Annotated in this window: 18 protein-coding genes, 1 tRNA gene and 2 pseudogenes; 10 read left to right on the forward strand and 11 right to left on the reverse strand. The window is 65.9% G+C overall.

The genetic code is table 11. The features are described from left to right. Positions 1–87: 87 nt before the first annotated feature. Positions 88–1950 (reverse strand): lamin tail domain-containing protein, encoded by a 1863-nt coding sequence (locus G1H10_RS20675; RefSeq protein WP_163741260.1) that lies wholly within the window; start codon positions 1948–1950, stop codon positions 88–90. A 234-nt stretch (positions 1951–2184) separates the two neighbouring features. Continuing rightward, positions 2185–2775 (reverse strand): P-loop nucleotide/nucleoside kinase family protein, encoded by a 591-nt coding sequence (locus tag G1H10_RS20680; protein ID WP_216853491.1) that lies wholly within the window; start codon positions 2773–2775, stop codon positions 2185–2187. Between the two features lie 158 nt (positions 2776–2933). On the opposite strand from G1H10_RS20680, the gene G1H10_RS20685 reads away from it, so the two are divergent. From G1H10_RS20685 to G1H10_RS20695, 3 genes are all read left to right on the forward strand, one after another. After that, positions 2934–3518 carry a TetR/AcrR family transcriptional regulator gene (locus G1H10_RS20685; protein ID WP_163741359.1) on the forward strand — a complete coding sequence of 195 codons (585 nt, stop codon included), beginning with the start codon at positions 2934–2936 and terminating at the stop codon, positions 3516–3518. Between the two features lie 4 nt (positions 3519–3522). Further along, the gene (locus tag G1H10_RS20690; RefSeq protein ID WP_163741262.1) at positions 3523–4704 is read left to right on the forward strand and encodes an SGNH/GDSL hydrolase family protein; all 1182 of its coding nucleotides are present in this window, start codon (positions 3523–3525) and stop codon (positions 4702–4704) included. Positions 4705–4935: 231 nt separating this feature from the next. Next, entirely contained in the window at positions 4936–5562 is a 627-nt protein-coding gene (locus G1H10_RS20695) for a methyltransferase family protein (RefSeq protein WP_163741264.1), read from the forward strand. Positions 5563–5710: 148 nt separating this feature from the next. Here G1H10_RS20695 and G1H10_RS20700 read toward each other — a convergent pair. The 4 genes from G1H10_RS20700 to G1H10_RS33195 all read right to left on the reverse strand — a co-directional run bounded on the left by G1H10_RS20700 (position 5711) and on the right by G1H10_RS33195 (position 8589). Next, positions 5711–5787, reverse strand: a tRNA-Met gene (locus G1H10_RS20700). Between the two features lie 1029 nt (positions 5788–6816). Then, a complete protein-coding gene (locus tag G1H10_RS20705; protein ID WP_163741266.1) occupies positions 6817–7611 on the reverse strand; it encodes an SDR family oxidoreductase in 795 nt (264 codons plus the stop codon). A gap of 84 nt (positions 7612–7695) precedes the next feature. Continuing rightward, entirely contained in the window at positions 7696–8115 is a 420-nt protein-coding gene (locus tag G1H10_RS20710) for a TIGR03667 family PPOX class F420-dependent oxidoreductase (RefSeq protein ID WP_163741268.1), read from the reverse strand. Positions 8116–8175: 60 nt separating this feature from the next. Continuing rightward, on the reverse strand, positions 8176–8589 hold the full coding sequence (locus G1H10_RS33195) for a RidA family protein (RefSeq protein ID WP_216853493.1): 414 nt from the start codon (positions 8587–8589) through the stop codon (positions 8176–8178). A gap of 53 nt (positions 8590–8642) precedes the next feature. Here G1H10_RS33195 and G1H10_RS20720 point away from each other — a divergent pair, with 53 nt between their 5' ends. The 3 genes from G1H10_RS20720 to G1H10_RS20730 all read left to right on the forward strand — a co-directional run bounded on the left by G1H10_RS20720 (position 8643) and on the right by G1H10_RS20730 (position 12049). Then, on the forward strand, positions 8643–9314 hold the full coding sequence (locus tag G1H10_RS20720) for a TetR/AcrR family transcriptional regulator (RefSeq protein ID WP_163741270.1): 672 nt from the start codon (positions 8643–8645) through the stop codon (positions 9312–9314). 472 nt (positions 9315–9786) lie between these two features. Further along, a complete protein-coding gene (locus tag G1H10_RS20725; RefSeq protein ID WP_163741272.1) occupies positions 9787–10977 on the forward strand; it encodes a M14 family metallopeptidase in 1191 nt (396 codons plus the stop codon). A gap of 34 nt (positions 10978–11011) precedes the next feature. Next, positions 11012–12049, forward strand: coding sequence for a M14 family zinc carboxypeptidase (locus G1H10_RS20730; RefSeq protein ID WP_163741273.1), 1038 nt, complete (start codon positions 11012–11014; stop codon positions 12047–12049). A gap of 56 nt (positions 12050–12105) precedes the next feature. Here the strand turns inward: G1H10_RS20730 and G1H10_RS20735 are convergent, their stop codons facing one another. After that, entirely contained in the window at positions 12106–12837 is a 732-nt protein-coding gene (locus G1H10_RS20735) for a nucleotidyltransferase domain-containing protein (RefSeq protein WP_163741275.1), read from the reverse strand. Positions 12838–13108: 271 nt separating this feature from the next. Between G1H10_RS20735 and G1H10_RS20740 the strand changes: the two genes are divergently transcribed. Both G1H10_RS20740 and G1H10_RS20745 read left to right on the forward strand, forming a co-directional pair. Then, on the forward strand, positions 13109–13444 hold the full coding sequence (locus G1H10_RS20740; RefSeq protein WP_163741277.1) for a carboxymuconolactone decarboxylase family protein: 336 nt from the start codon (positions 13109–13111) through the stop codon (positions 13442–13444). Next, positions 13434–14015, forward strand: a complete 582-nt coding sequence (locus G1H10_RS20745) for a carboxymuconolactone decarboxylase family protein (protein ID WP_163741279.1) — start codon at positions 13434–13436, stop codon at positions 14013–14015. The genes G1H10_RS20740 and G1H10_RS20745 overlap by 11 nt, the downstream gene beginning before the upstream one ends. A gap of 228 nt (positions 14016–14243) precedes the next feature. On the opposite strand, the gene G1H10_RS20750 is transcribed toward G1H10_RS20745, so the two are convergent. Both G1H10_RS20750 and G1H10_RS34655 read right to left on the reverse strand, forming a co-directional pair. Then, positions 14244–14783, reverse strand: coding sequence for a peroxiredoxin-like family protein (locus G1H10_RS20750; RefSeq protein WP_163741280.1), 540 nt, complete (start codon positions 14781–14783; stop codon positions 14244–14246). Between the two features lie 19 nt (positions 14784–14802). Continuing rightward, positions 14803–15303: pseudogene (locus G1H10_RS34655) on the reverse strand (oxidoreductase dimerization domain-containing protein); the annotation flags it as partial. A 260-nt stretch (positions 15304–15563) separates the two neighbouring features. Here G1H10_RS34655 and G1H10_RS35100 point away from each other — a divergent pair. Together G1H10_RS35100 and G1H10_RS33205 are read left to right on the forward strand one after the other, a co-directional pair. Then, positions 15564–15896: pseudogene (locus G1H10_RS35100) on the forward strand (class I SAM-dependent methyltransferase); the annotation flags it as partial. Between the two features lie 79 nt (positions 15897–15975). Beyond that, positions 15976–16149, forward strand: a complete 174-nt coding sequence (locus G1H10_RS33205; RefSeq protein WP_246219732.1) for a hypothetical protein — start codon at positions 15976–15978, stop codon at positions 16147–16149. A 56-nt stretch (positions 16150–16205) separates the two neighbouring features. On the opposite strand, the gene G1H10_RS20765 is transcribed toward G1H10_RS33205, so the two are convergent. After that, positions 16206–17636, reverse strand: a complete 1431-nt coding sequence (locus G1H10_RS20765) for an ATP-binding protein (RefSeq protein ID WP_163741285.1) — start codon at positions 17634–17636, stop codon at positions 16206–16208. Positions 17637–18320: 684 nt separating this feature from the next. Next, a complete protein-coding gene (locus tag G1H10_RS20770) occupies positions 18321–18767 on the reverse strand; it encodes an SHOCT domain-containing protein (RefSeq protein WP_163741287.1) in 447 nt (148 codons plus the stop codon). Positions 18768–18808 lie beyond the last annotated feature (41 nt).

The raw sequence follows: 18808 nt of genomic DNA on the forward strand, positions 1-18808 counted from the left end.
GCCGATCGTTCGGGCGGAGGCCAGCGTCGTCGTCCGTGGTGTCCTGCACGTGCCGCCCCGGGCCATGTCCGGCAGGACGCCAACGGCTCAGTACCGGTAGGTCGAGGCGCGGTTCCCGTAGCGGTCATAGAGACGCCCGACATCGCCGTCGTTGTTCCAGATCGGCGAGTTGTACCCGAGGTAGATGTGCCCGGTGCGCTGGGAACCGGAGCCCGTGTGGATCCGCACGGACTTGCCTGGGCTCAGCGTATAACTCGGCAGCGACTTGCGCTGAGGTGTCGCGTCGAGCGTCCAGTCCTTCAGGTTGATGGTGACCGACCCGGTGTTCTTCACCACGGCGTACTCGTCGTTGAGGTTGTGCCAGTCGTTGCCCGCCGCGTCATAGTGGATACTGGTGATCTTGGCCGCGTAACGGACCACCGTCTTACTGCTCGACGCGGCCGAGTAACGCCGATCGGTTGCGGGCACACGCACCCGGTAGGTGTACTTGCCGGTGCTGCTCGGCTTCACGCTGAAGCTGTAGGCACCACTCGACGACGGCTTCTTGGTCGACACGGTGCGCCACGTTCCCGAGACGCGGCGCTGCAGTTGCACAGTCTGCTTCGAGTAGTACGGGCTGACCGTGCCCTTGAACGTCGTCGTGCGCCCGAGCAGTCCGGAAAGCCGCGACGTCGTCAGAGTCAGCGCCGCGCGCACACTCACCCGGGTGACCGGGCTCTTGGAATACCCGTAGGACGTGTTGGATGAATGCACCAGGCGGTATTCGGTGTGCCGGGACGGCTTGGCCGTGAAACTCACCCGCCCGGTGCTACTGGTGTTCTTCGAGCTCACCGTGGTCCACGACGTCGCACCGACAAAGCGCCGCTGGAATGTCACCTTCTCGCCGCTGACGTTGACCCCGTCACCGGTGCGCAGCCGCCCGGATATCGTCACGGACTTCCCCGCGGTGATGGTGGAGTTGGAGCGGGCGATGGACAGCGTGGTGGGCTGCTGTACCAGGACCGTCTTCGAAGCGCTGGTGGACCCGGCATACGCATCCGACTGAGCATGGCGCAGCCGATACTCGACGTGCTTGGACGGCGTGCGGGCGAAACTCACCCGCCCGGTGCTGCCGGTGTCTTTCGTCGTCACCGTCTTCCAGGTCGTCGTCCCGGGATACCGGTACTGCAGTGACACCGGGCGGCCCGGCACCGCACTGGACGACGAGGTCAGCTTGCCGCTCACGGTGACCGTCTGCCCACGCTTGATGGTGCCGTCGTCGACGGCGATGGAGAGCGTGGTCGGCTGCCGGACGTCGACCCTGGTGATATCGCTGATCTGACCGCCATACCGGCCAGTGGCCTCATAGCGCAGCCGGTACTGCGTGTGCTTGCTCGGCTTGGCGGTGAAGCTCACCCGCCCTGCGCCGTCCGTGCTCTGGGTACCGTGCGTCGTCCATGACGTCACACCGACGAAGCGCCGCTCGAGCACCACGGATTCTCCGGCCACGGTTGATCCGTCGGTGGTCCGCAGCTCTCCGGTGAGGGCGACCGTGTCTCCGTGGTCGATCAGGCTCGCGCTGCGTTGGATCGTCAGCGTCGTCGGCTGTTGCTCACACGCGCCGCTGTCGACGACGGTCTCGAGCAACGACGAGCCGCCCTGGCTGACGACGACCGTGTCCGACTGCGTCGGCGCCGTGACGGCGATGCTGTGCAGAAACTCGGTGTCTCCGCTCGCTTCGGTGGTGTCGAACGCGACATCGTCGTCCGGCTGGACAGCTGCGCCGTTGACCGTGACGTCGTAGGCATAACCAGGAGCGAGGACAAGGCGCAGCAGGTTCGTGTTGTGCTGATTGACGGGCGTGTACACACACTCGTCCCTCAGCTCCACCACGCTGGGATCCGCTTCAGTGGGCTCCTCAGCGGCCGTGGACGCCGTCGCCCCTATCCCGACGACGAGCGCCGACGTCACGATCAATGCGCATAGACGACGAACGCACCCAACCAGCCGCGCATCAGCGAACACCACGAATCCCCTCGTTCCCTCTCCACCCAGCACCGGCCCACCCCTTTGGCCCGGCGACGTCACACGCCGCTCACGAGCACTGATCGTGCACCTTATCGGAGGGGCGGCACGCACAATAGGGACCAAAGACTCTGGTAGAGCGCCTGGGGTGCCCGCGATCTGGGGACGCCAGGTGACGGATCACAGGACCGGATCCGCCTGAGCCCGTGGGGTCCCGAGGGCAGAGCGGGAATGCGCGCGCCGGATTCTGGCGACCAGCTGTGTGAGGTCCACCGGAGACGTCGTGTCAACCACGTGCACATGCCCAAGTGCCAGCGGCTCCGCCTGCGTGGACCACTCGCCCCAACCAGCATCGTCGTTCTGATCGTTGACGTGCACCGGATGCCGGCCGGCCGCCCTCTCCGCGAACCTGCGGCGCGCGAAGTCCAACGGAACCTCGCACCAGATCTCGTGTACGCGATCGACGTCAACCTGAGCGCGGTCCAGCCCTGCTAGGACGATCGGCCGGAGATGGGCAAGCCATGGACTCTCGAGAACAGCCCCAGGGCACGAGTCGGCGAGGAGCGTCCACAGCATCTCTGCCGCCGCGGCACCGAGTCTCTGGCTCCACTCCCTCGCGGTGAGCCCGTCCGGAGCCGGGCCGAGCATGTCCGCCAGGGTTTCCTTGACGCTGTCCTTGCTGAACAGCGGCAGGTTCATCGTCTGCGCCAAGCCTTTGGCCAGCGTCGTCTTACCTGAGCCGGGGATTCCGTTGACGATCACCACCATCATCCGACGACGCTAGCGCTCGAACGATTCGGCGGCAACGCGCACGTGGCGGTGCAACGCCCCTGTCGTGCCGCTGGGCACCTGTTTGGCGAGAACCTAAGCAATTTGCCTAACACTTTTAGGAAAATGTAGAGTCACGCTAGCTAAGCATGGGGGTGGATATGGCACGGGTGGGCCTGACGGTCGATCGATTGGCTCGGGCCGGCGCAGAACTGGCGGATGAGGTCGGCTTCGAGCACGTGACGGTCTCGGAGCTGGCCAGACGGTTCGACGTCAAGGTGGCGAGCCTGTACTCACACCTGAAGAACTCCCGGGACCTCAAGACCAGGATCGCCCTGCTCGCTCTAGAAGAACTTGCCGACCGGGCAGCCGACGCGCTCGCGGGCCGTGCAGGAAAGGACGCCCTCATCGCCTTGGCCAACGTCTACCGAGACTACGCCCGCGCGCATCCCGGCCGGTACGCCGCAGCCCAGTTCCGGCTCGACCCGGAGACGGCGGCCGCTAGCGCCGGCGTCAAGCATGCCCAGATGACCCGGGCGATCTTGCGGGGCTACAACCTGACCGAACCCGACCAGACACACGCCGTGCGGCTCCTGGGCAGCGTGTTCCACGGCTACGTGACTCTGGAGATGGGCGGTGGCTTCAGCCACAGCGCACCGGACAGCGAGGAGACCTGGTCCCGGACGATGGACGCTCTCGACGCCCTCCTGCGGAGCTGGCCTGCGCCCTCGACGACAACAGGATGAGACGATGCACACCGAACAGGCCTTGATCACCGTGCCCATCACGCCCGACCTGATCCGCGGCGCGCTGACCCTCGAGCCCACCCCGCAGGGCGTGCTACCGCACCGACTGCCTGCCCGTGCCCGCGCCCAAGCCGCCGACCCGCAGCTGGCCATGGCTGAGTCGCAGCCTTCCGGGGTTCGCCTCGCCTTACGCACCCGCGCCACTGTGGTGGAGCTCGACACGCTGCCCACCAAGCGGATCTACGTCGGCGTACCGCCACGACCTGAAGGTGTCTACGATCTTCTCGTCGACGGTCACCTCGCTGACCAGGCCGTCGCGGCCGGCGGCAACAGCGTCATCGTCGACATGGCCACTGGCAGCGTGCAGAAACAGCCCGGTCCGGTCGCCACGCTCCGCTTCGCCGGCCTGTCCGACCGGCCGAAGGATGTCGAGATCTGGCTGCCACACTACGAGACCACCGAGCTCGTCGGGCTGCGAGCCGACTCCCGGATCGAGCCCGCGCCGGAGCGGAGCCGCCCAGTCTGGTTGCACCACGGCAGTTCGATCAGCCAGGGCTCCAACGCCGCCAGCCCCACAACCACCTGGCCGGCTCTCGCTGCATCGCTCGGCGGGGTGGAACTGATCAACCTCGGCCTCAGCGGCAGCGCCCTGCTCGATCCGGGCATCGCGCGCGCCATGCGCGACACCGCCGCCGATGTGATCAGCCTCAAGATCGGCATCAACCTGGTGAATGCAGACCTGATGCGGATGCGTGCTTTCACCACGGCGGTACACGGGTTCCTCGACACCATCCGCGAAGGACAACCCGCCACGCCGCTACTGGTGGTCTCACCGCTCTACTGCCCCATCCATGAGGACACACCGGGGCCCGGCGCCTTCGACGTCGACGCGCTTCGCACGGGGAAGCTACAGTTCCGCGCCACCGGCGACCCCGCCGAGGGTGCTGCCGGAAAGCTGACCCTCAGCAGCATCCGAGACGAGCTGAACCGCATCGTGCGGGAACGAGCCGCCGACGACCCCCATCTCACCTACCTCGACGGTCGCGACCTCTACGGTGAGGCGGACTTCGCCGACCTGCCGTTGCCCGACCAGCTGCACCCAGACGCCGTCACGCACAGGCGCATCGGCGAACGCTTCGCCAAGCTCGCGTTCGATGACGGCGGCCCGTTCTCCATGACGCCGTAACGCCGATCTGGTCTGGCGGGCCCTCGGCTGTGTCGAGCCGCCTCGTCCGGTTGAGGCAGGAATCGCGCGGGGTGTCCGCCAAGTCAACCCCGGGTCTCGTTTCAAGAACGATCCAGATGGCGGCCTACCCTGGTGAACTCGCGAGACCCATGCTGCTGGAATCAGCGACGGCATTCGACCACGTCGCCACCCGTACCGACCGCACTACGCCAATGAGTCGTCGAGGGACGGATGGAAGACTTCATTCGGGTGATCGCGACGGTCATGACCGCTGCCAATGCCCTCGTCGCGGTGGTGGCCACCCGCTGGGAACGCCCCGGTCGCACGATGGACATGCGGGCCACAGTGCGCATCCCGGGTGTCATTCGATGGTGCAGTGGACCGCTGCAGGTCATCCCGCTGGCCTTTCCCGCCCTCGTGGCCATCGCACCATCGTGGACGTTCACCGGACCTCTGAACTGGCCACCGGTTCCGATCGTGACGGGTGCCGGTGCGCTCGTATGGGCTGCGGGAATCAGCCTGCTCGTGTGGGCGGAATCCGTGATGCGCGGGTACGCGGCGGTGAGTGGGGCTACGGTCGGCCACCGGCTGGTGACTGCCGGTCCCTATCGGCTCATGCGCCATCCGATCTACACCGCGATGATCGCAGTAGCAGTGGGCACATCACTGGTGTTCGCCAGCTGGCTGCTCGCCGCCATGGCTGCATTGTCCATCGCGCTACACCTATGGTGGGCCACCGCCGAGGAGCGGTTGTTGGCTTCTGATGCGCAACTCGGTGCGGAGTACCGCATGTATGCGTCCCGCACTGGCCGGTTCCTTCCCCGGCCGCCGCGTTCACCGAACATCGGGACGGGCTAGACATCCAGTCTGTCGCGCCGCGACGGCAGTTCCATGATGCCCTCGTTCCAGCACAGCCAATGACCGCAGCGAAGAAGACGTCGTGAGCCCTCAGCTGGCAAGCAACGCGAAGACGCCCCCGGAAGGATTCCTCCGAGGGCGTCTCGCCTGGTAGCGGGGGCAGGATTTGAACCTGCGGCCTCTGGGTTATGAGCCCAGCGAGCTACCGAGCTGCTCCACCCCGCGTCGCTGGTGTCCCGTCGCCGGGCCACCGACACAGAACTCCTGGTCAGAAGAAATCTTTCCGATCCAACCTGGCAGCTCAGTGTCGAGGTTACCGCATCCCTCGGGCCGGGTCGAACCGACTCGGAATGCCTAACCGCCGAGTTAATCCGTCGGCGCGCCTCCTCGAGCACCATCACCGCAGCGTGGACCCCAGGCGGATGCCGGCGAATCGGCGGAGACGTGTCCGCGGAAATCGGCGAGCCAACCCCTATGACCGGGCGACTGGAAGCCCTCGCTGTCACGGCATCGGCCCTTCATGAAAGCCTCGCATCGATCCCATCGACGTCATCGTGGCGCCGTGGGACTCGTGCCGCGCGACGCGCAAGCATGACGACGTGCATCCGGCTGATCAAGGCCGGTGACCTCTCAGTGTCACGGGGGGGTCCGCCGAAGAGGCAACCGACGTCTTGGATTCCGTACTTCACCGTCGACTCCGCCGCCACCGCGATCGAAGCCGCGGAGGCGCTGGGCGGCGGGATGCTAGCTGGGCCCGCATAGCCGGCACGGGAAACAGTGCCATGATCAACGACCCGGTGGGCGCTGTGTTCCATGTGTTCGACGGCGAGGTCGATGACTGACGGATCCGCCCAGACGGGCCTGCGAAATGCGGTGCGCACACCCGCACGGGCGCCCCTAGCCGCGGCGTTTCGCGACCGGCACGAGCCGACGACAACGATTCGTCGACTCCTGATGACTCGTCAATCTTCGCCGGCGAGCTCGGCGGACAGATCGTCAAGCCACATCAACAGCATCTCGCGCCTCCGCAAAGGCGGGACCGGGTGTCGGTGAGCGTACGTCGCGCTGGCCACGGCTGCCGAGCGCAGCTAGATCATCCTCCAGCGGTGCGAGTGGGCACGTGATGTTCCAGACCCCATGGCCGCTGGGCGCGGCACCGGAACGACCTGGCACAGCCGATAATGACGTGTCGGGCCTGGGTGCCGCGTTTCCCGAATAGACGTCGCAAACCATGAGCTCCGCCGTCACCGACGGTCAGTGCCCGTACGGGTGCTTGATGATGCCGTCCGCGGTGCCGCGTGAGCGGAGGTAGTTCTCGAAAGTCACCGTCCCTTGGTCACCGTCGGTGAGCAGCTGGCCGCCCACACCGAATGCCGTTCGGAGTCTGCCGGGCACTGGGATCGCGACCATCGAGCGACGCCGATGCGTCGCGGTCAGGTAGGTGCGGATCAGATCTGTCATCGACTCCACCTTCGGTCCTCCGAGCTCACGTACATGGCCGGCCGGCTGCCCCATGATCAGTTCCACCATCCGTTCGGCCACGTCACCGACGTCGACGGGCTGGAACAGCGATCCGCGCGGCACGACGGCGACTGGTGCCTTGCACAGTCGCATCACGAACATCAACATCAGATCGTGGAACTGGGTGGCCCGCAGTGTCGTCCACGGCAATCCGGATTCCTCGACGAGCCGCTCAGCCTCCAGCTTGGCTCGCAAGAAACCGAATGGGACCCTGTCCGCACCGACAATCGAGATGTAGACGATATGCGGGCGTTCACCACCTACCGCATCCAATAGTCGCTGGGTCTGAGCGACATCGCGCTGTGGTCGCCGATAGTCGGCCGCACTCGCGCAATGCGCGATCGCATCCACACCTTCTACCGCCGCGACCAAACCCTCGCCAGTCTCAAGATCACCCTGCACAGAACCGGTGTCCTGTGCGGGCCGCCGGCTCAGTACACGCACCTCGGCGTGGTCCCGCAGGCGGTGCGTCAGCTCACGCCCCAATACTCCCGTACCACCGGTGACGAGCACTTTCATGCGTGCCATGCGCCCCCTTCACACCCTCGTGAGTGGATACTCGCCGGCCCGAACGCCCCCACGGGACACCGAGCGAGCAGTGCACCGTGATCCTCAGTATTTCCGCACGCGGGTCGGGGTCACGCGGATCACCTGGGAGAACTCTTCGAGCGCCGTCTCAGGTGTGAAGCCGCTGGCCCTGATCTCGTCAGCGTACCTCTCGACGTAGGTCGACGCCTCACGTTGGGTCAAGGGTGCGGGATCGAGTTCGGCCGTTCCCTCGACGGTGATGACGCCTCCGTCCGCGGCGTTCTCATCGATGTCGAGGTGGAGAGCGGCCTTGGGATTCTCGGCCAGATTCGCGACCTTAGCGGCCTCGGGCTGGCTGATGATGAGGAAGCGCGCCCCATCCCAGATGAATCCCACGGGCGACGATTGAGGCTGCCCCGAGCGCGCGACGGTGGTGAGCCAGATGATCTTCGCCTCCTCGAGCCGACGACGGATTTCGTCGGTGGCCAAAACGCCAGTGTTCATCGTGCTCTCCCTTCATGGTCGGTCGAGGGTGTCAGCCATACGGCCACGGCTCGGTACGGATCAATCGACCGCCGTGGCCTCGAGTTCGATGAGAATCTCCGGCCGCGCCAACTGGCTCACCTGCGCGAGCACTCCCGGCGGCCGAACGTCGAACCGGGCAAGGCGTTCCGAGACGAGCTCGTCGGCGTAGCGGAAGTAATCGTCGACGTCGACGACGTAGGTGTTCATGCGCACGATGTTGGCCAGCGTCATGCCGGCGTCGTCGAGTACTCGTTCGATGTTGTCCAGGGTCAGTCCCGCCTGCGCACGGATGTCACCGACGTGCATGGTCTCGGCCTCGGAGGACACGGCGGCCTGGCCGTTGAGGAACAAGATCCGGCGGTGGCCTTCGACCATCACACCTGCGTCGAAGAATGCGGGATGCGTCCACGGGTTGACCTTGGTGAGCTGCATGAGCCGACCTCCGATCGGCACGAGACTATATATATTCCGATACGTAACGTAATGTATTAGCTATACTGGAGACCATGCAAGGCGCGTCAGAGTCCGCCCGACCGGCGCCGGTCGGCCGACCCCGAAACTCCCAGATCGACGAGGCAGTGCTGTGCGCGACGATCGAGGTGCTCGAAGAGACCGGCTATCACCGATTCGCCCTCGAACAGGTCGCCCGGCGCGCAGGAACCACCAAACCGACCATCTACCGGCGCTGGCCGACCCGTCAGCACCTCGTCCTCGCCGCCCTGGCCGGCCGGCTGGGTCAGCTGCCCGTGCCCGATACCTCCTGTACGATCTGCGACCTCGCTGAATGCCTGAGCGTCTTCGCGGCGGCGTTCCAGCGGTTGCCACCCGACGTGCTCGGCTCGCTGCTGTCCGACTGCGCGGACAACCCCGACCTTCGCGCCGAGTTCATGAACAGCCTGTTCGATCCGCCACGACGCGCGGTCGAGCAAACCCTGCTCCGCGCCATCAGACGTGGTGATCTCCGATCCGATCTGGACCTGGACCTCACCCTCGACCAACTCGGCTCGCTCGTGCACTACCGCGCGTTGTTCCGCCACGCGCAGACCACGGACGCGGAGATCGAACGGGCCGTGGAGAACATGTTGTGCGGCATCGCCACCGACTATCCCGCGCTCGTCGAACACAACCGCCGGTTGAGCGCCGAGGCCCAGGCACATGCACACCACATCGATGGGTAGCGGCCGCTCGTCCGCACATGGCGCTGTCGGCGGGTCATCGGGTACTCGATCTCGCGCGTAAGGCAAGTCTGCTGATCGAGCTGCGCCAATCACAGGCCGCTCCCGGCCGACGACGCGGCGAGCGCAGAAGGCTTCGCTGCTCTCGCCCAGCTACCGAACCCCGAGGTCGTACTGCGCGCCGAAGTCGGCCCGAGCCAGGCATCCACCGTGTTGCACGTCCGCTGAGTCGCCGCCTCCGCCATCGGCACCTGGTCGCCTGAAAAGCGCTGCGGCACATCGCGATCCGGCGGCGAATCGGTGGCGGTTTGCCAGACGGCGACCGTTCCGCGAACGGGCCGGAGAGAAAGACAGTGGGTGCTGACTACTTTCGCATCCGTCTTGACAAAGCGCTACGGTGTTCCGTTACTTTCAATGACAGAGCCGTGCGATCACGTGGTCCGACGGGGGACGGCGCGACCTCCACGGAGCCGTGATGTTCCTCTCACGTCTGCGTCCGACTCGTAACGTCCTCTTCTCCGCAGGCCTGGCAACTGCCATCGCCGCGTCCACGCTGGCCGCGGGCCCGGCCGGCGCCGAGCCGGACCACGCGCACTGTGGTTCGCAGACCGGCGATGCAGGACGTCCGTCGTGGACCGATCACGCCGAGCTCGGCGCGAAGCTGGCCGGCCTGGCGGAGCGGTCGGACGGTCTCGTGTCGGTCGAGGAGATCGGGCGTTCCAATCAGGGACGCGAGATCTGGGCCGCCCGGGTCGGCGCAGGTGAACGAGTGGTGCTGGCACAGAGCGAGATCCACGGAAACGAGAAGACCGGCACCGAGTCGCTCCTCTCGCTTCTGCGCACCCTCGCGGCTCCGACACCGCGGGCCGAGCAACTCCGCGAGCAGGTCACCGTCGTCGTGGTGCCGAAGATGAATCCGGACGCATCCGAGATCGACCGCCGCGGCAACGACCGTAGCTGGGCCGACGTGGTGGCCGACTTTCCACAGCTCGCGACCGCCGAACCAGCGTGGAACTACTACACCGGGATTCTCCAGGGCGATGACTACCGCGAGCGTCCCGGCTTCGACGTGAACCGGGACTTCCATCCGGACCTCGACTACGTCCCCGCTCCGGAGGACTTCCCCGGCTTTTCCGCAGCCCCAGGGTGGTATATCCATCCGGAATCGCAGGCGATCCGCGACCTTTACGTCGGACTGCAAGCCGAGTTCGGCACCGTCGACGCTTTCCTCGACCTGCATCACCAAGCGCCGTGTTACGTCGTCGACGGTGGCGACGACCGGGTCACCATGTCGCTGTCCGGCAAGTTCGTCGATATCGAGAATCATCAGGAGTACAACAACGGGTACGACCTCGACCTGTCCAAGCAGCTGACTCTTGCCGCCTATGACGAGCTACAGCAAGCGAATTCGCCGTTCAGCAACATCACCCTGTACCCCCAAGGCATCGACCTGCCGGGGACCGCGCTCGGATCGTTCGCACTCAACGGCTCCGGAACGGTCCTGTTCGAGGTCCGCGGGCAGACCCACAGCTGGGGCGCCAAGCAACGCGGGCAGCTCATCACCGCTGTCGAACGCGGCGTGATGGGCATCATTCAGGCCGTCGCCGACGGTTCGGCTCGGGAGATCGACCCCGGCCGATACGACGACATCCCAGACCGCGGCTGATGCCGGTCAGCCGACGACCGAAGGAGCAACCGCCATGCGACGACACCACACCGCGCTGGCTGCAGTAACCGCCGTCGCGACTGCCATCGGCCTGAACGTCGGCGGCGTCGCCGCCGCGGACCCGACCACCGTTCCCAACGGGCCATGGGTGAACGACGCCCAGCACGTCTCGCTGGAGCGCCTGCACACCTACGACGAGCTCACCGACGCTCTGCACCGACTGGAAAGCCGCAGCCAGGGCCGCGTCGACCTGTCCAGCCTCGGCACCACCCACGAGGGCCGCGACATCTGGTACGCCGAGGTGGGCTCCGGACCGACCAGACTGCTCTACGTCACCCAGCAACACGGCAACGAACCCCTCGGTACCGAGGCGGCGCTGCAGGTACTCCAGCAGCTGGGCACCTCGAATGCAGCCTGGGTGCGCGACATGCTCGACGACATCACCGTCGGCGTCGTGGTACGGGCCAACCCGGACGGGACCGAACGGTTCCAGCGGCAGAACGTCGACCCGGACTGCACCGGCAACTTCTGCGCGCCCGGCGTCGGCTATGACATCAATCGGTTCCACGATCCGGCCCTCGATCCGGCGGACAACCCGGTGCCCGAGGCTGCTGCCATCCAGGCCCACGTGCGCGAATGGCAGCCGGACATCACGGTCGACTATCACCATCAGGGCTCCTACGTCGCCGATGACGGCAGCCTGATCACCACCTCGATCCTCTGGCCCACCCATACGGACGTCGACCCGGCTGTCGTGACAGCATCCAAGCAGGTGGCGGTCACCGTCTTCGACACCGTATCCGCCTACGGCCACGGCGAGGTCAGCCTCTACCCCGGCAGTGATCTGGCCGGCATCGCACGTAACTCATTCGGCCTGCAAGGAAGCGCCAGCCTGTTGGTCGAGCTTCGCGGCGGAATCGGCCAAAAGAGCAGTGGATACCTCATCCGCCAGGCATACGTGGCGATGATGGCCGTCGCTCAGGCGGCCGCCGACGGAACCCTCAGCGAGGTCGACCCTTCCCGCGCTGATGAGATCCCACCACGCGGACCGTTCGTCCCAGGAGAGGAGTAGAGCCTGAGCGGACACCCGCCTCGGCGGAGAACGATCAACCCAGGGAGGCCGACGGGTCAGTTTGCAGCCTGTGCCAGCTTCTGGGTCACCTCGGTGACCAGGTCACGCGCCCCGGCGCTGATCCTGGTCCCGGAGGTGAGCCCTCGGCGTTGCTCGTCCAGTGCCCGGGAGATGACTGCGGCGTGGCCCGGCAGGTGGGCACAAGCCCACTCCCCGCCGGCGGTCTTCGCGAGGATCGCACCGCTGCGCACGTAGGCCAGCGCGCGGCAGGCGTTCAGGACGACGTACTTCTCGCTGCCGTGGTTCAGTCCCCACTCCAGTTCGCTGATCAGATAGCCCAGCACCTGCGCACGCTGGATCTCTCCGAACAGGTCACGAGGCGCGGGTCCTTCAACGGCTATCCCGGCCGACCTGGTCACGGCGATGTGCATGAGGAGGTCGGGGTCGCCGTCGCCGGTGTCGTGCACGATCCGTGGCGCAGCGGCGGGTGCGGTGGCGACGTGCAACCTATACGGCCACGGCGTGCGGGGTCGCTCGGCCAGATCGCGGGTGATGACCGAAAGCTCCACTCCCGAGGTCGGCGCCAGCGTTGTCGCCTCGTCTGCGGCAACGGCCAGGACGTCGATTGCGGCCTGGGCAGCCCCATCTTCGACGACCACCAGCACATCAAGGTCACTGGCGTCAGGCACCCAGTCACCGAGCGCGACCGACCCGTGCAGGTACACACCAACCAGTGCCCCGTCCAGGGCGTGGCGGGAGGCGTCCAGCAGGTGCCGAATAGCGTCCACCCACGCAGCCTTCGCCGGTACATCGCGGCTATCGCCGGGATCGCCAATGCGCGAACTACCGGCCACATTCACATACCTCAGTATGTCATCCGTCCGTTGGCCCTGCTCGCCGTTGTCGCCGCGGGCCTCCAAGGCGGCACCATCTTCGGGCTTCGGCCGGCGCTGCCGGACATGCACGCCACATCTGCGGCTGGTGTCGTGTTCGGCTATGTGCCGATCGTCTTGTAGATGAGAGCAAAATGGCCGAGCCGGAGAGCAGAAGGAGAGCGCCGTGCCGGGAGATGACAAGAAGCGGGCAGCGCATCGAGCGCTCGTGGATCACGTACTGAACGCAGAGAGCACCACATCGGCGCAGCAACGAGCACGTGCCTTCAACAACGACGCGCTCCCACCGCCGCTGCACACACTGATCAGCAAGGTCGTCGCCAGACCGGCGCAGGTCACCGATGCCGACGTCGCAGCGGCACAAGAGTCGGGCTACACCGAGGACGAACTCTTTGAACTGGTGATATGCGCCGCGCTCGGTCAGTCCGACCGGCTGTATGAAACGGGGCTGGCGGCCCTGACCCAAGCCACCATCGACGGGAGGCCGGACAGTGCGACTTGACCTCCTCAACCATGGCTACCGCCCCGGGACCAAGCTGCTGTTCGCGCTCATCCGGGCCTTCTCAGGGCACCCGTTGCCAGACGCCGCCAAGCTCGTCTTCTACCGGCCCGGCTTCTACGGCGCCCGGGCGAAGACGTTCACCCACGAGGCGATGCGCGGGCCGTCCGCCTGGTCTATAGGTGACCGGGAGTTGATGGCGGCTTACGTGTCGAAGGTCAACGAGTCCGCGTTCTGCGTCGCCGCACACACGGCAACCGCGGAGCAGGCGTACCCGGACAGCGCGAAGGTACAGGCCGCGCTGACCGACCTCGACTCGGCCCCCATCGGGGAACCGCTCCGAGCCACGCTACACATGCTCGGCAAGCTCACCCGGCAGGGAACGATCGGCGCCGAGGACATGCGCGACGTGCTCGCCGCCGGTGTCACACCTGAGCAGGTCGAGGACGCGCTGGCGGTATGCGCGGCGTTCAACGTAACCGACCGGCTCGCTGACGCCTTCGGCTTCGAACTACTCAGCCCCGAGGACCTCGAGGCAGGAGCCAACTATTTGCTCAAACGGGGCTACCGATAGCGCCGTAGCAACAGAGACGTTTCGACCTGTCGACCTCGCCATACGGTTTCGCGTTGGAGACTCCGGCGGCGCCGCACTATGGCATCTGATGTGAATCTTGTCCAATGAGAAACGTGTATCTTGTCTGATGGAATACGTGACGACGGCGTACACGTCATCCCGTTCGCTTGCCTCGGCCCCCTAACCAATCGCCACCTCAGCACTGGCAGGCCACTCCGTCGTCGACGACTAGCGCGCCCTGGCGAGTTCGAGCAATTCGTCCACGGTCCATTGGTCGTCCACGTATGTGCCGTATTTGGCCGCGAGCACCTGGCCGTCGGTGCCGATGAGAAAGTCCGCGGGCAGGCCGAGGTGTTCCTCGCCTCGCCCGGCGACCGCGCGCAGGCTCGGAGCGTGCCTGAGCCCGCGCGCGACAGCGTGGACAGAGCGCGGAGCCATGATGCGTCCTAGCGACATCGTCTCCACGCCGAACTCGGCGTAGAGCTTCTTGTCCGGGTCCGCGATCAGCGCGAACGGCAGGTCTGGCTGAAGCTCTCGCATCGTCTGCGCGCGCGAATGGAACACGACAACCTCCCGGATCCCGGAAGCCGCGATCTCGCCGTGCCGTGCGGCGATCGAACGAAGATGCCGATTGCATACCGGGCAGCCTGCATACCGGCGGAACTGCAGGTGCACCAGCCAGTCGGCGTCCGGGATGAATACGCGGTCGCCGTAGATGGTCGCCAGGTCTCGCTGACCGGCTAGGCCGCCGGTGTTCAGCCGCGTCATGTCGCACCTCGACCGCGTATCATGACAGATCGCGCAGGGCATCCTCGATGCCGCGGTGGAACGTCGGGTAGGCGTAGATCATGTGACGCAGCCGCTCGACAGTGACCTCGCCGTGCACGGCAACGGCGAGCGCCCCGAGCACCTCGCCGCCGTTGGGTCCCGCCGACGTGGCGCCGACGAGCACGCCTCGGTCGGCGTCGGCGATCAGCTTGATCACACCGGCGTTGCCCGCCTTGTGGATCCAGCCACGCGCCGTCGACGCTACGTCGGCCACGCCCACTCGCACGGCCACTCCCGCCTCGCGCGCCTGGGCCTGAGTGAGCCCGACCGAGCCGACCTCCGGATCGGTGAAGGTCACCCTGGGCAACGCGCGATAGTCGGCCATCAGGCCGTCCTGGCCGAGAATGTCGCGGACGATGATGCCGGCTTGGTAGGTCGCGACATGGGTGAATGCGCCGTGGCCGGTGACGTCGCCGACCGCCCACAGCCGCTCCCCCGCGCGCAACCGATCGTCGACGACGATGCGGTGCCTGGCCGGCCAGAGCCTGGAGGCGGTGCCGTTCATCGACACGTTCTGGTTCACCTGGGCCACATTCCAGCCCGACACTCGAATGGTGCCGTGAACCAAGCGCCCGGCCGCCCCTCTCTGTCCGGCGGCTGGACGTGACCACCGGCATGCCGCTGTGGCACCCATGAACACGGACCGAAACTGGACCGACTATCTCACCCGCTACCACGACGAACGCCCAGGCATCACCGAGGTCGCCTTCGAGCACGCCCGTGACCCCGAGGGCGGCACCCCCTACGACTTGGCTACTCGACGGGCTACCAGGGCGACGCCCGGGCCATGCCCTGGACATCGCGTGCGGCAGCGCACCGCTTCACCCGAGGCTGGCCGCCGCCGACAGCTACCTCGGCGTCGACATCTCCGAAGGCGAGCTCGCCTTGGCCAGGGAACGGGGGCGAGGTCCGGTCGTCCGCGCCGACGCCCGTCGCCTTCCGACACCGAGCGACTCGGTGGACACCGTGGTGTCCTCGATGCGCCTGATGCTCGTCACCCCGCTGGCGGACGCGCTGCACGAGATCACCCGTGTGTTACGTCGCGGCGGCACGGTCGCCGCCCTGGTACCGGCGCGATGGCCGCTACGCCTACGAGACGCTCAACCGCTGTTCGCCCTCGCCACATCTCTGCGTGGCCTCGGAACCATGCCCCAGCACCGGCGACGCCGCCCTGGCCGTACAGGCCCTCTACACGCTCGGCTACCTGGCACGCCGGATCGACACCGCCATAGACAGGCTGACACGCCTGGCACCGCGCGCCGAACTTCCGCTCCCACTCTTGCGCATCGTCGCCCGGCATACCTGACCGCAGCTCTGTCACTTGGCCTGTTGCCTCATGCGAGCACGGCGTTTCGCTGGTGATCACGTGTCGACCAGGTACGCGAGCATCGCGGCGGGTACCGCCCACGCTGCGTTGTCCCTCGCTGAGGTGTCCAGCACGTTGCGAGTCGCCAGCACGCCAGCCCATGGGCTGGCGTTGACTGTGCGGGCATCGCCGACCCATTTACCGGTTTCGGTGTACTTGCCCTCGAGCGCGGCCCCGGCCAGCCCAGCGCCGACAAAGTCCACCTCAGAGCCGGTCTCGGTACGGTGGAATGCGATTCGGTCGTGCTCATGCAGGTGACCGGGGTCGTCGGCCTCCAAGCCCCGTATCAGCGCGAGGCCGATCTGCTGCTCGACCAGAGCTGTCAGATCCGGCGGAGTCCACGCAGTGTTGCGAGCGTGGGCCAGTCGCGCGAGAAGCGAGTCAGTGAAGTACATCTTGCGTTGCCCACGCCGGCGCGGCTGCAACATGGCGTCGACTTGGTGGCATGGCCACAAGAGGTAGTTGTTGACCAGATCGTCGAGCCGGCGCTTGGTGGTCTCCATCGCCAGATCGCAGTCAGCCGCAACCGAACTGATGTTGACTGGGCTGGCTAGCCCTTTGGCCATACGGCTGAGCAAGGCGGACGTGTCGAGCTCGGAGAGTCCGGTGTCGTCGAAGGCGTCTCTGAATACGACGTCGAATAGCGTGTCGAGCAGTTCTTCCGGCACCTCCTGGCCGGCTTTCGCAGCGACCGCGGCCTGGGGATAACCGCCGTAGTGCAGATATGTCTCCCAGGCGTCCACGAGCACATCCAGCCACACGAGCAATTCTTCGCACGCTTCGACAAGGTCATGGCTGCGCAGCTTGGCCACGGGCTGTCTGGTGACTCCGGCGCGTGCAAGCTCAGGATTCAAAACGTGGGCGAAGCTTCGGAATCCCATGGGGAGCAGGCTGCGGTTGACCCCGGTCGCGCCACGACGTCCGGCAAGCAGACCGATCCCGTGGGTGAGCCCTTTAGCGTTGGAGCCGGTCAACACCACGGTCGCGGCACGAAACTCGGGATCGTTGTCCCGGAGCCACTTGATCGCCGCTGCCCATCCCTCGGAGACGCCGGTGATCTCGTCGAGAAACCAGTAACGGCTCTCGCCCTCGAGCAAACGTGGCAGACGCGTGCGACCGACCAGGGTACGAAGTTCATCGGCTCGCCAACCGTCGACCGCCATACGGATGATGCGGCGTGGCGCGACACCGCTGGCGATCAGATCTGCGACGGTTCGTTTTGTCTCTACGGTCTTGCCGACGCGTCGTGGGCCACGCAAGACGTAGAGACCGCCGGATGCGAGGTCATCGAGGCATTGGGGCCGGTATTCGATTCCGGACCGAGCCACCTCTACCAGATCGGGATCTACCAGGTCCCAGCTGTCATCTCTCCACCAAGGATTCGCCGCAGCCAACGCTTGAGCAAGAGCACCGACCTTCGTCGCCATCCGTCATCCTTAGGAGCAGTAAAGAAACTATAGGTTTTTAACCACATAGTGGTCAGAAACCTATAGTTTGTCAACCAGCGGACGAGAACTTCCGAGAGAGGAACACGAATCATGACTCCGCCCCGTCGTCGTCGGATCGCTCGCAGCGTACGGTGTCGCAGCGCACCTGCCCTATTCGTAGGTGTACGTACGTTCGATCAGGTGATTCGGCGAGACCAGTGTCTCACGCAGGATTCGCCCGTCCGGACCGAGCGTTTGCCGGACATAGATGCTTTTCGGCGCTGATCGCGAAGGGGATCTCGGTCGTGTCATCGTCGTCGCTGGAGATGGTCGGGGCGTTGATCACGCCGGAGCGGTAAGGCTGTAGGTCGATGAAGCCGGCGCCGTCTTTGCGCATATCGTCGCTGCGGAAGCCCGGCGGTGCAGTGGAGTCGCTGCCTACGCGGCCATCTCACGCCCACCTAAGCAGGTTCGGCCATCAACGTGTCGAGGCCACAATCGGCAGGACCGAGCGTTGCTTCGTCGACGATGCCTTCATCGTAGATTCGGGGCCTGCGTGCGCATGACATTTGATCGTCGCCGGACTACGCGTACTTGCACAGCAAGGCGATGATGTCCGGGCCGAGCGGTCCAGGAGGCACAGATGGGCGAACCGCTTGCGACACTGGAATGTGTGCAGTCGGCTCAACTCTCGTCGAGATCGCGCATTCTGTGGTAGAACTCATCCTCGTCGATCTCACCAGCAGCGTAGCGCCGCCTCAGAACCTCTTCTGGCGTGTCCCGCCGCGTCAGCGAGCGTTCAGGCCGATCGGCGAGCTCGCGGATCAGCCAGATCGCGCCGGAGAGGATGAGAGCGAGAATGATCAGGGCGAACAACCCCCACAACAGCATCATCCACGGCCCCACTCCGGCCACTCCGTCCATCATGCAGGCATCACCTTCCGCTGAGGGATCCGATGCCATAGGTTCCCGAGCTGGGAACCTACAAACGCCGATGACCGAACCTCCGCACCGGCTGAGGCCGCGCGTCCGCAGTGGGTCAGATCCACTCTGGGCGGCCACGGGGAACACCACGGCGAAGGACTGCGCGAACAGCGGTGCGTCCTCGACGACGATCTTGCAGACCAGCACGCAGACGCTAAATGCGGGTCGGCACCAGCCAGGCTTGACGC

The organism is Phytoactinopolyspora halotolerans (genome assembly GCF_010550675.1).
GTDB lineage: Bacteria > Actinomycetota > Actinomycetes > Jiangellales > Jiangellaceae > Phytoactinopolyspora > Phytoactinopolyspora halotolerans.

Bases quoted from the DNA above. Each gene is read 5' to 3' on its own strand.
- G1H10_RS20680 (WP_216853491.1), bottom strand. From the start codon at position 2,775: ATGATGGTGGTGATCGTCAACGGAATCCCCGGCTCAGGTAAGACGACG.
- G1H10_RS20685 (WP_163741359.1), top strand. From the start codon at position 2,934: ATGGCACGGGTGGGCCTGACGGTCGATCGATTGGCTCGGGCCGGCGCA.
- G1H10_RS20690 (WP_163741262.1), top strand. From the start codon at position 3,523: ATGCACACCGAACAGGCCTTGATCACCGTGCCCATCACGCCCGACCTG.
- G1H10_RS20695 (WP_163741264.1), top strand. From the start codon at position 4,936: ATGGAAGACTTCATTCGGGTGATCGCGACGGTCATGACCGCTGCCAAT.
- G1H10_RS20705 (WP_163741266.1), bottom strand. From the start codon at position 7,611: ATGGCACGCATGAAAGTGCTCGTCACCGGTGGTACGGGAGTATTGGGG.
- G1H10_RS20710 (WP_163741268.1), bottom strand. From the start codon at position 8,115: ATGAACACTGGCGTTTTGGCCACCGACGAAATCCGTCGTCGGCTCGAG.
- G1H10_RS20720 (WP_163741270.1), top strand. From the start codon at position 8,643: ATGCAAGGCGCGTCAGAGTCCGCCCGACCGGCGCCGGTCGGCCGACCC.
- G1H10_RS20725 (WP_163741272.1), top strand. From the start codon at position 9,787: ATGTTCCTCTCACGTCTGCGTCCGACTCGTAACGTCCTCTTCTCCGCA.
- G1H10_RS20730 (WP_163741273.1), top strand. From the start codon at position 11,012: ATGCGACGACACCACACCGCGCTGGCTGCAGTAACCGCCGTCGCGACT.
- G1H10_RS20750 (WP_163741280.1), bottom strand. From the start codon at position 14,783: ATGACGCGGCTGAACACCGGCGGCCTAGCCGGTCAGCGAGACCTGGCG.
- G1H10_RS20765 (WP_163741285.1), bottom strand. From the start codon at position 17,636: ATGGCGACGAAGGTCGGTGCTCTTGCTCAAGCGTTGGCTGCGGCGAAT.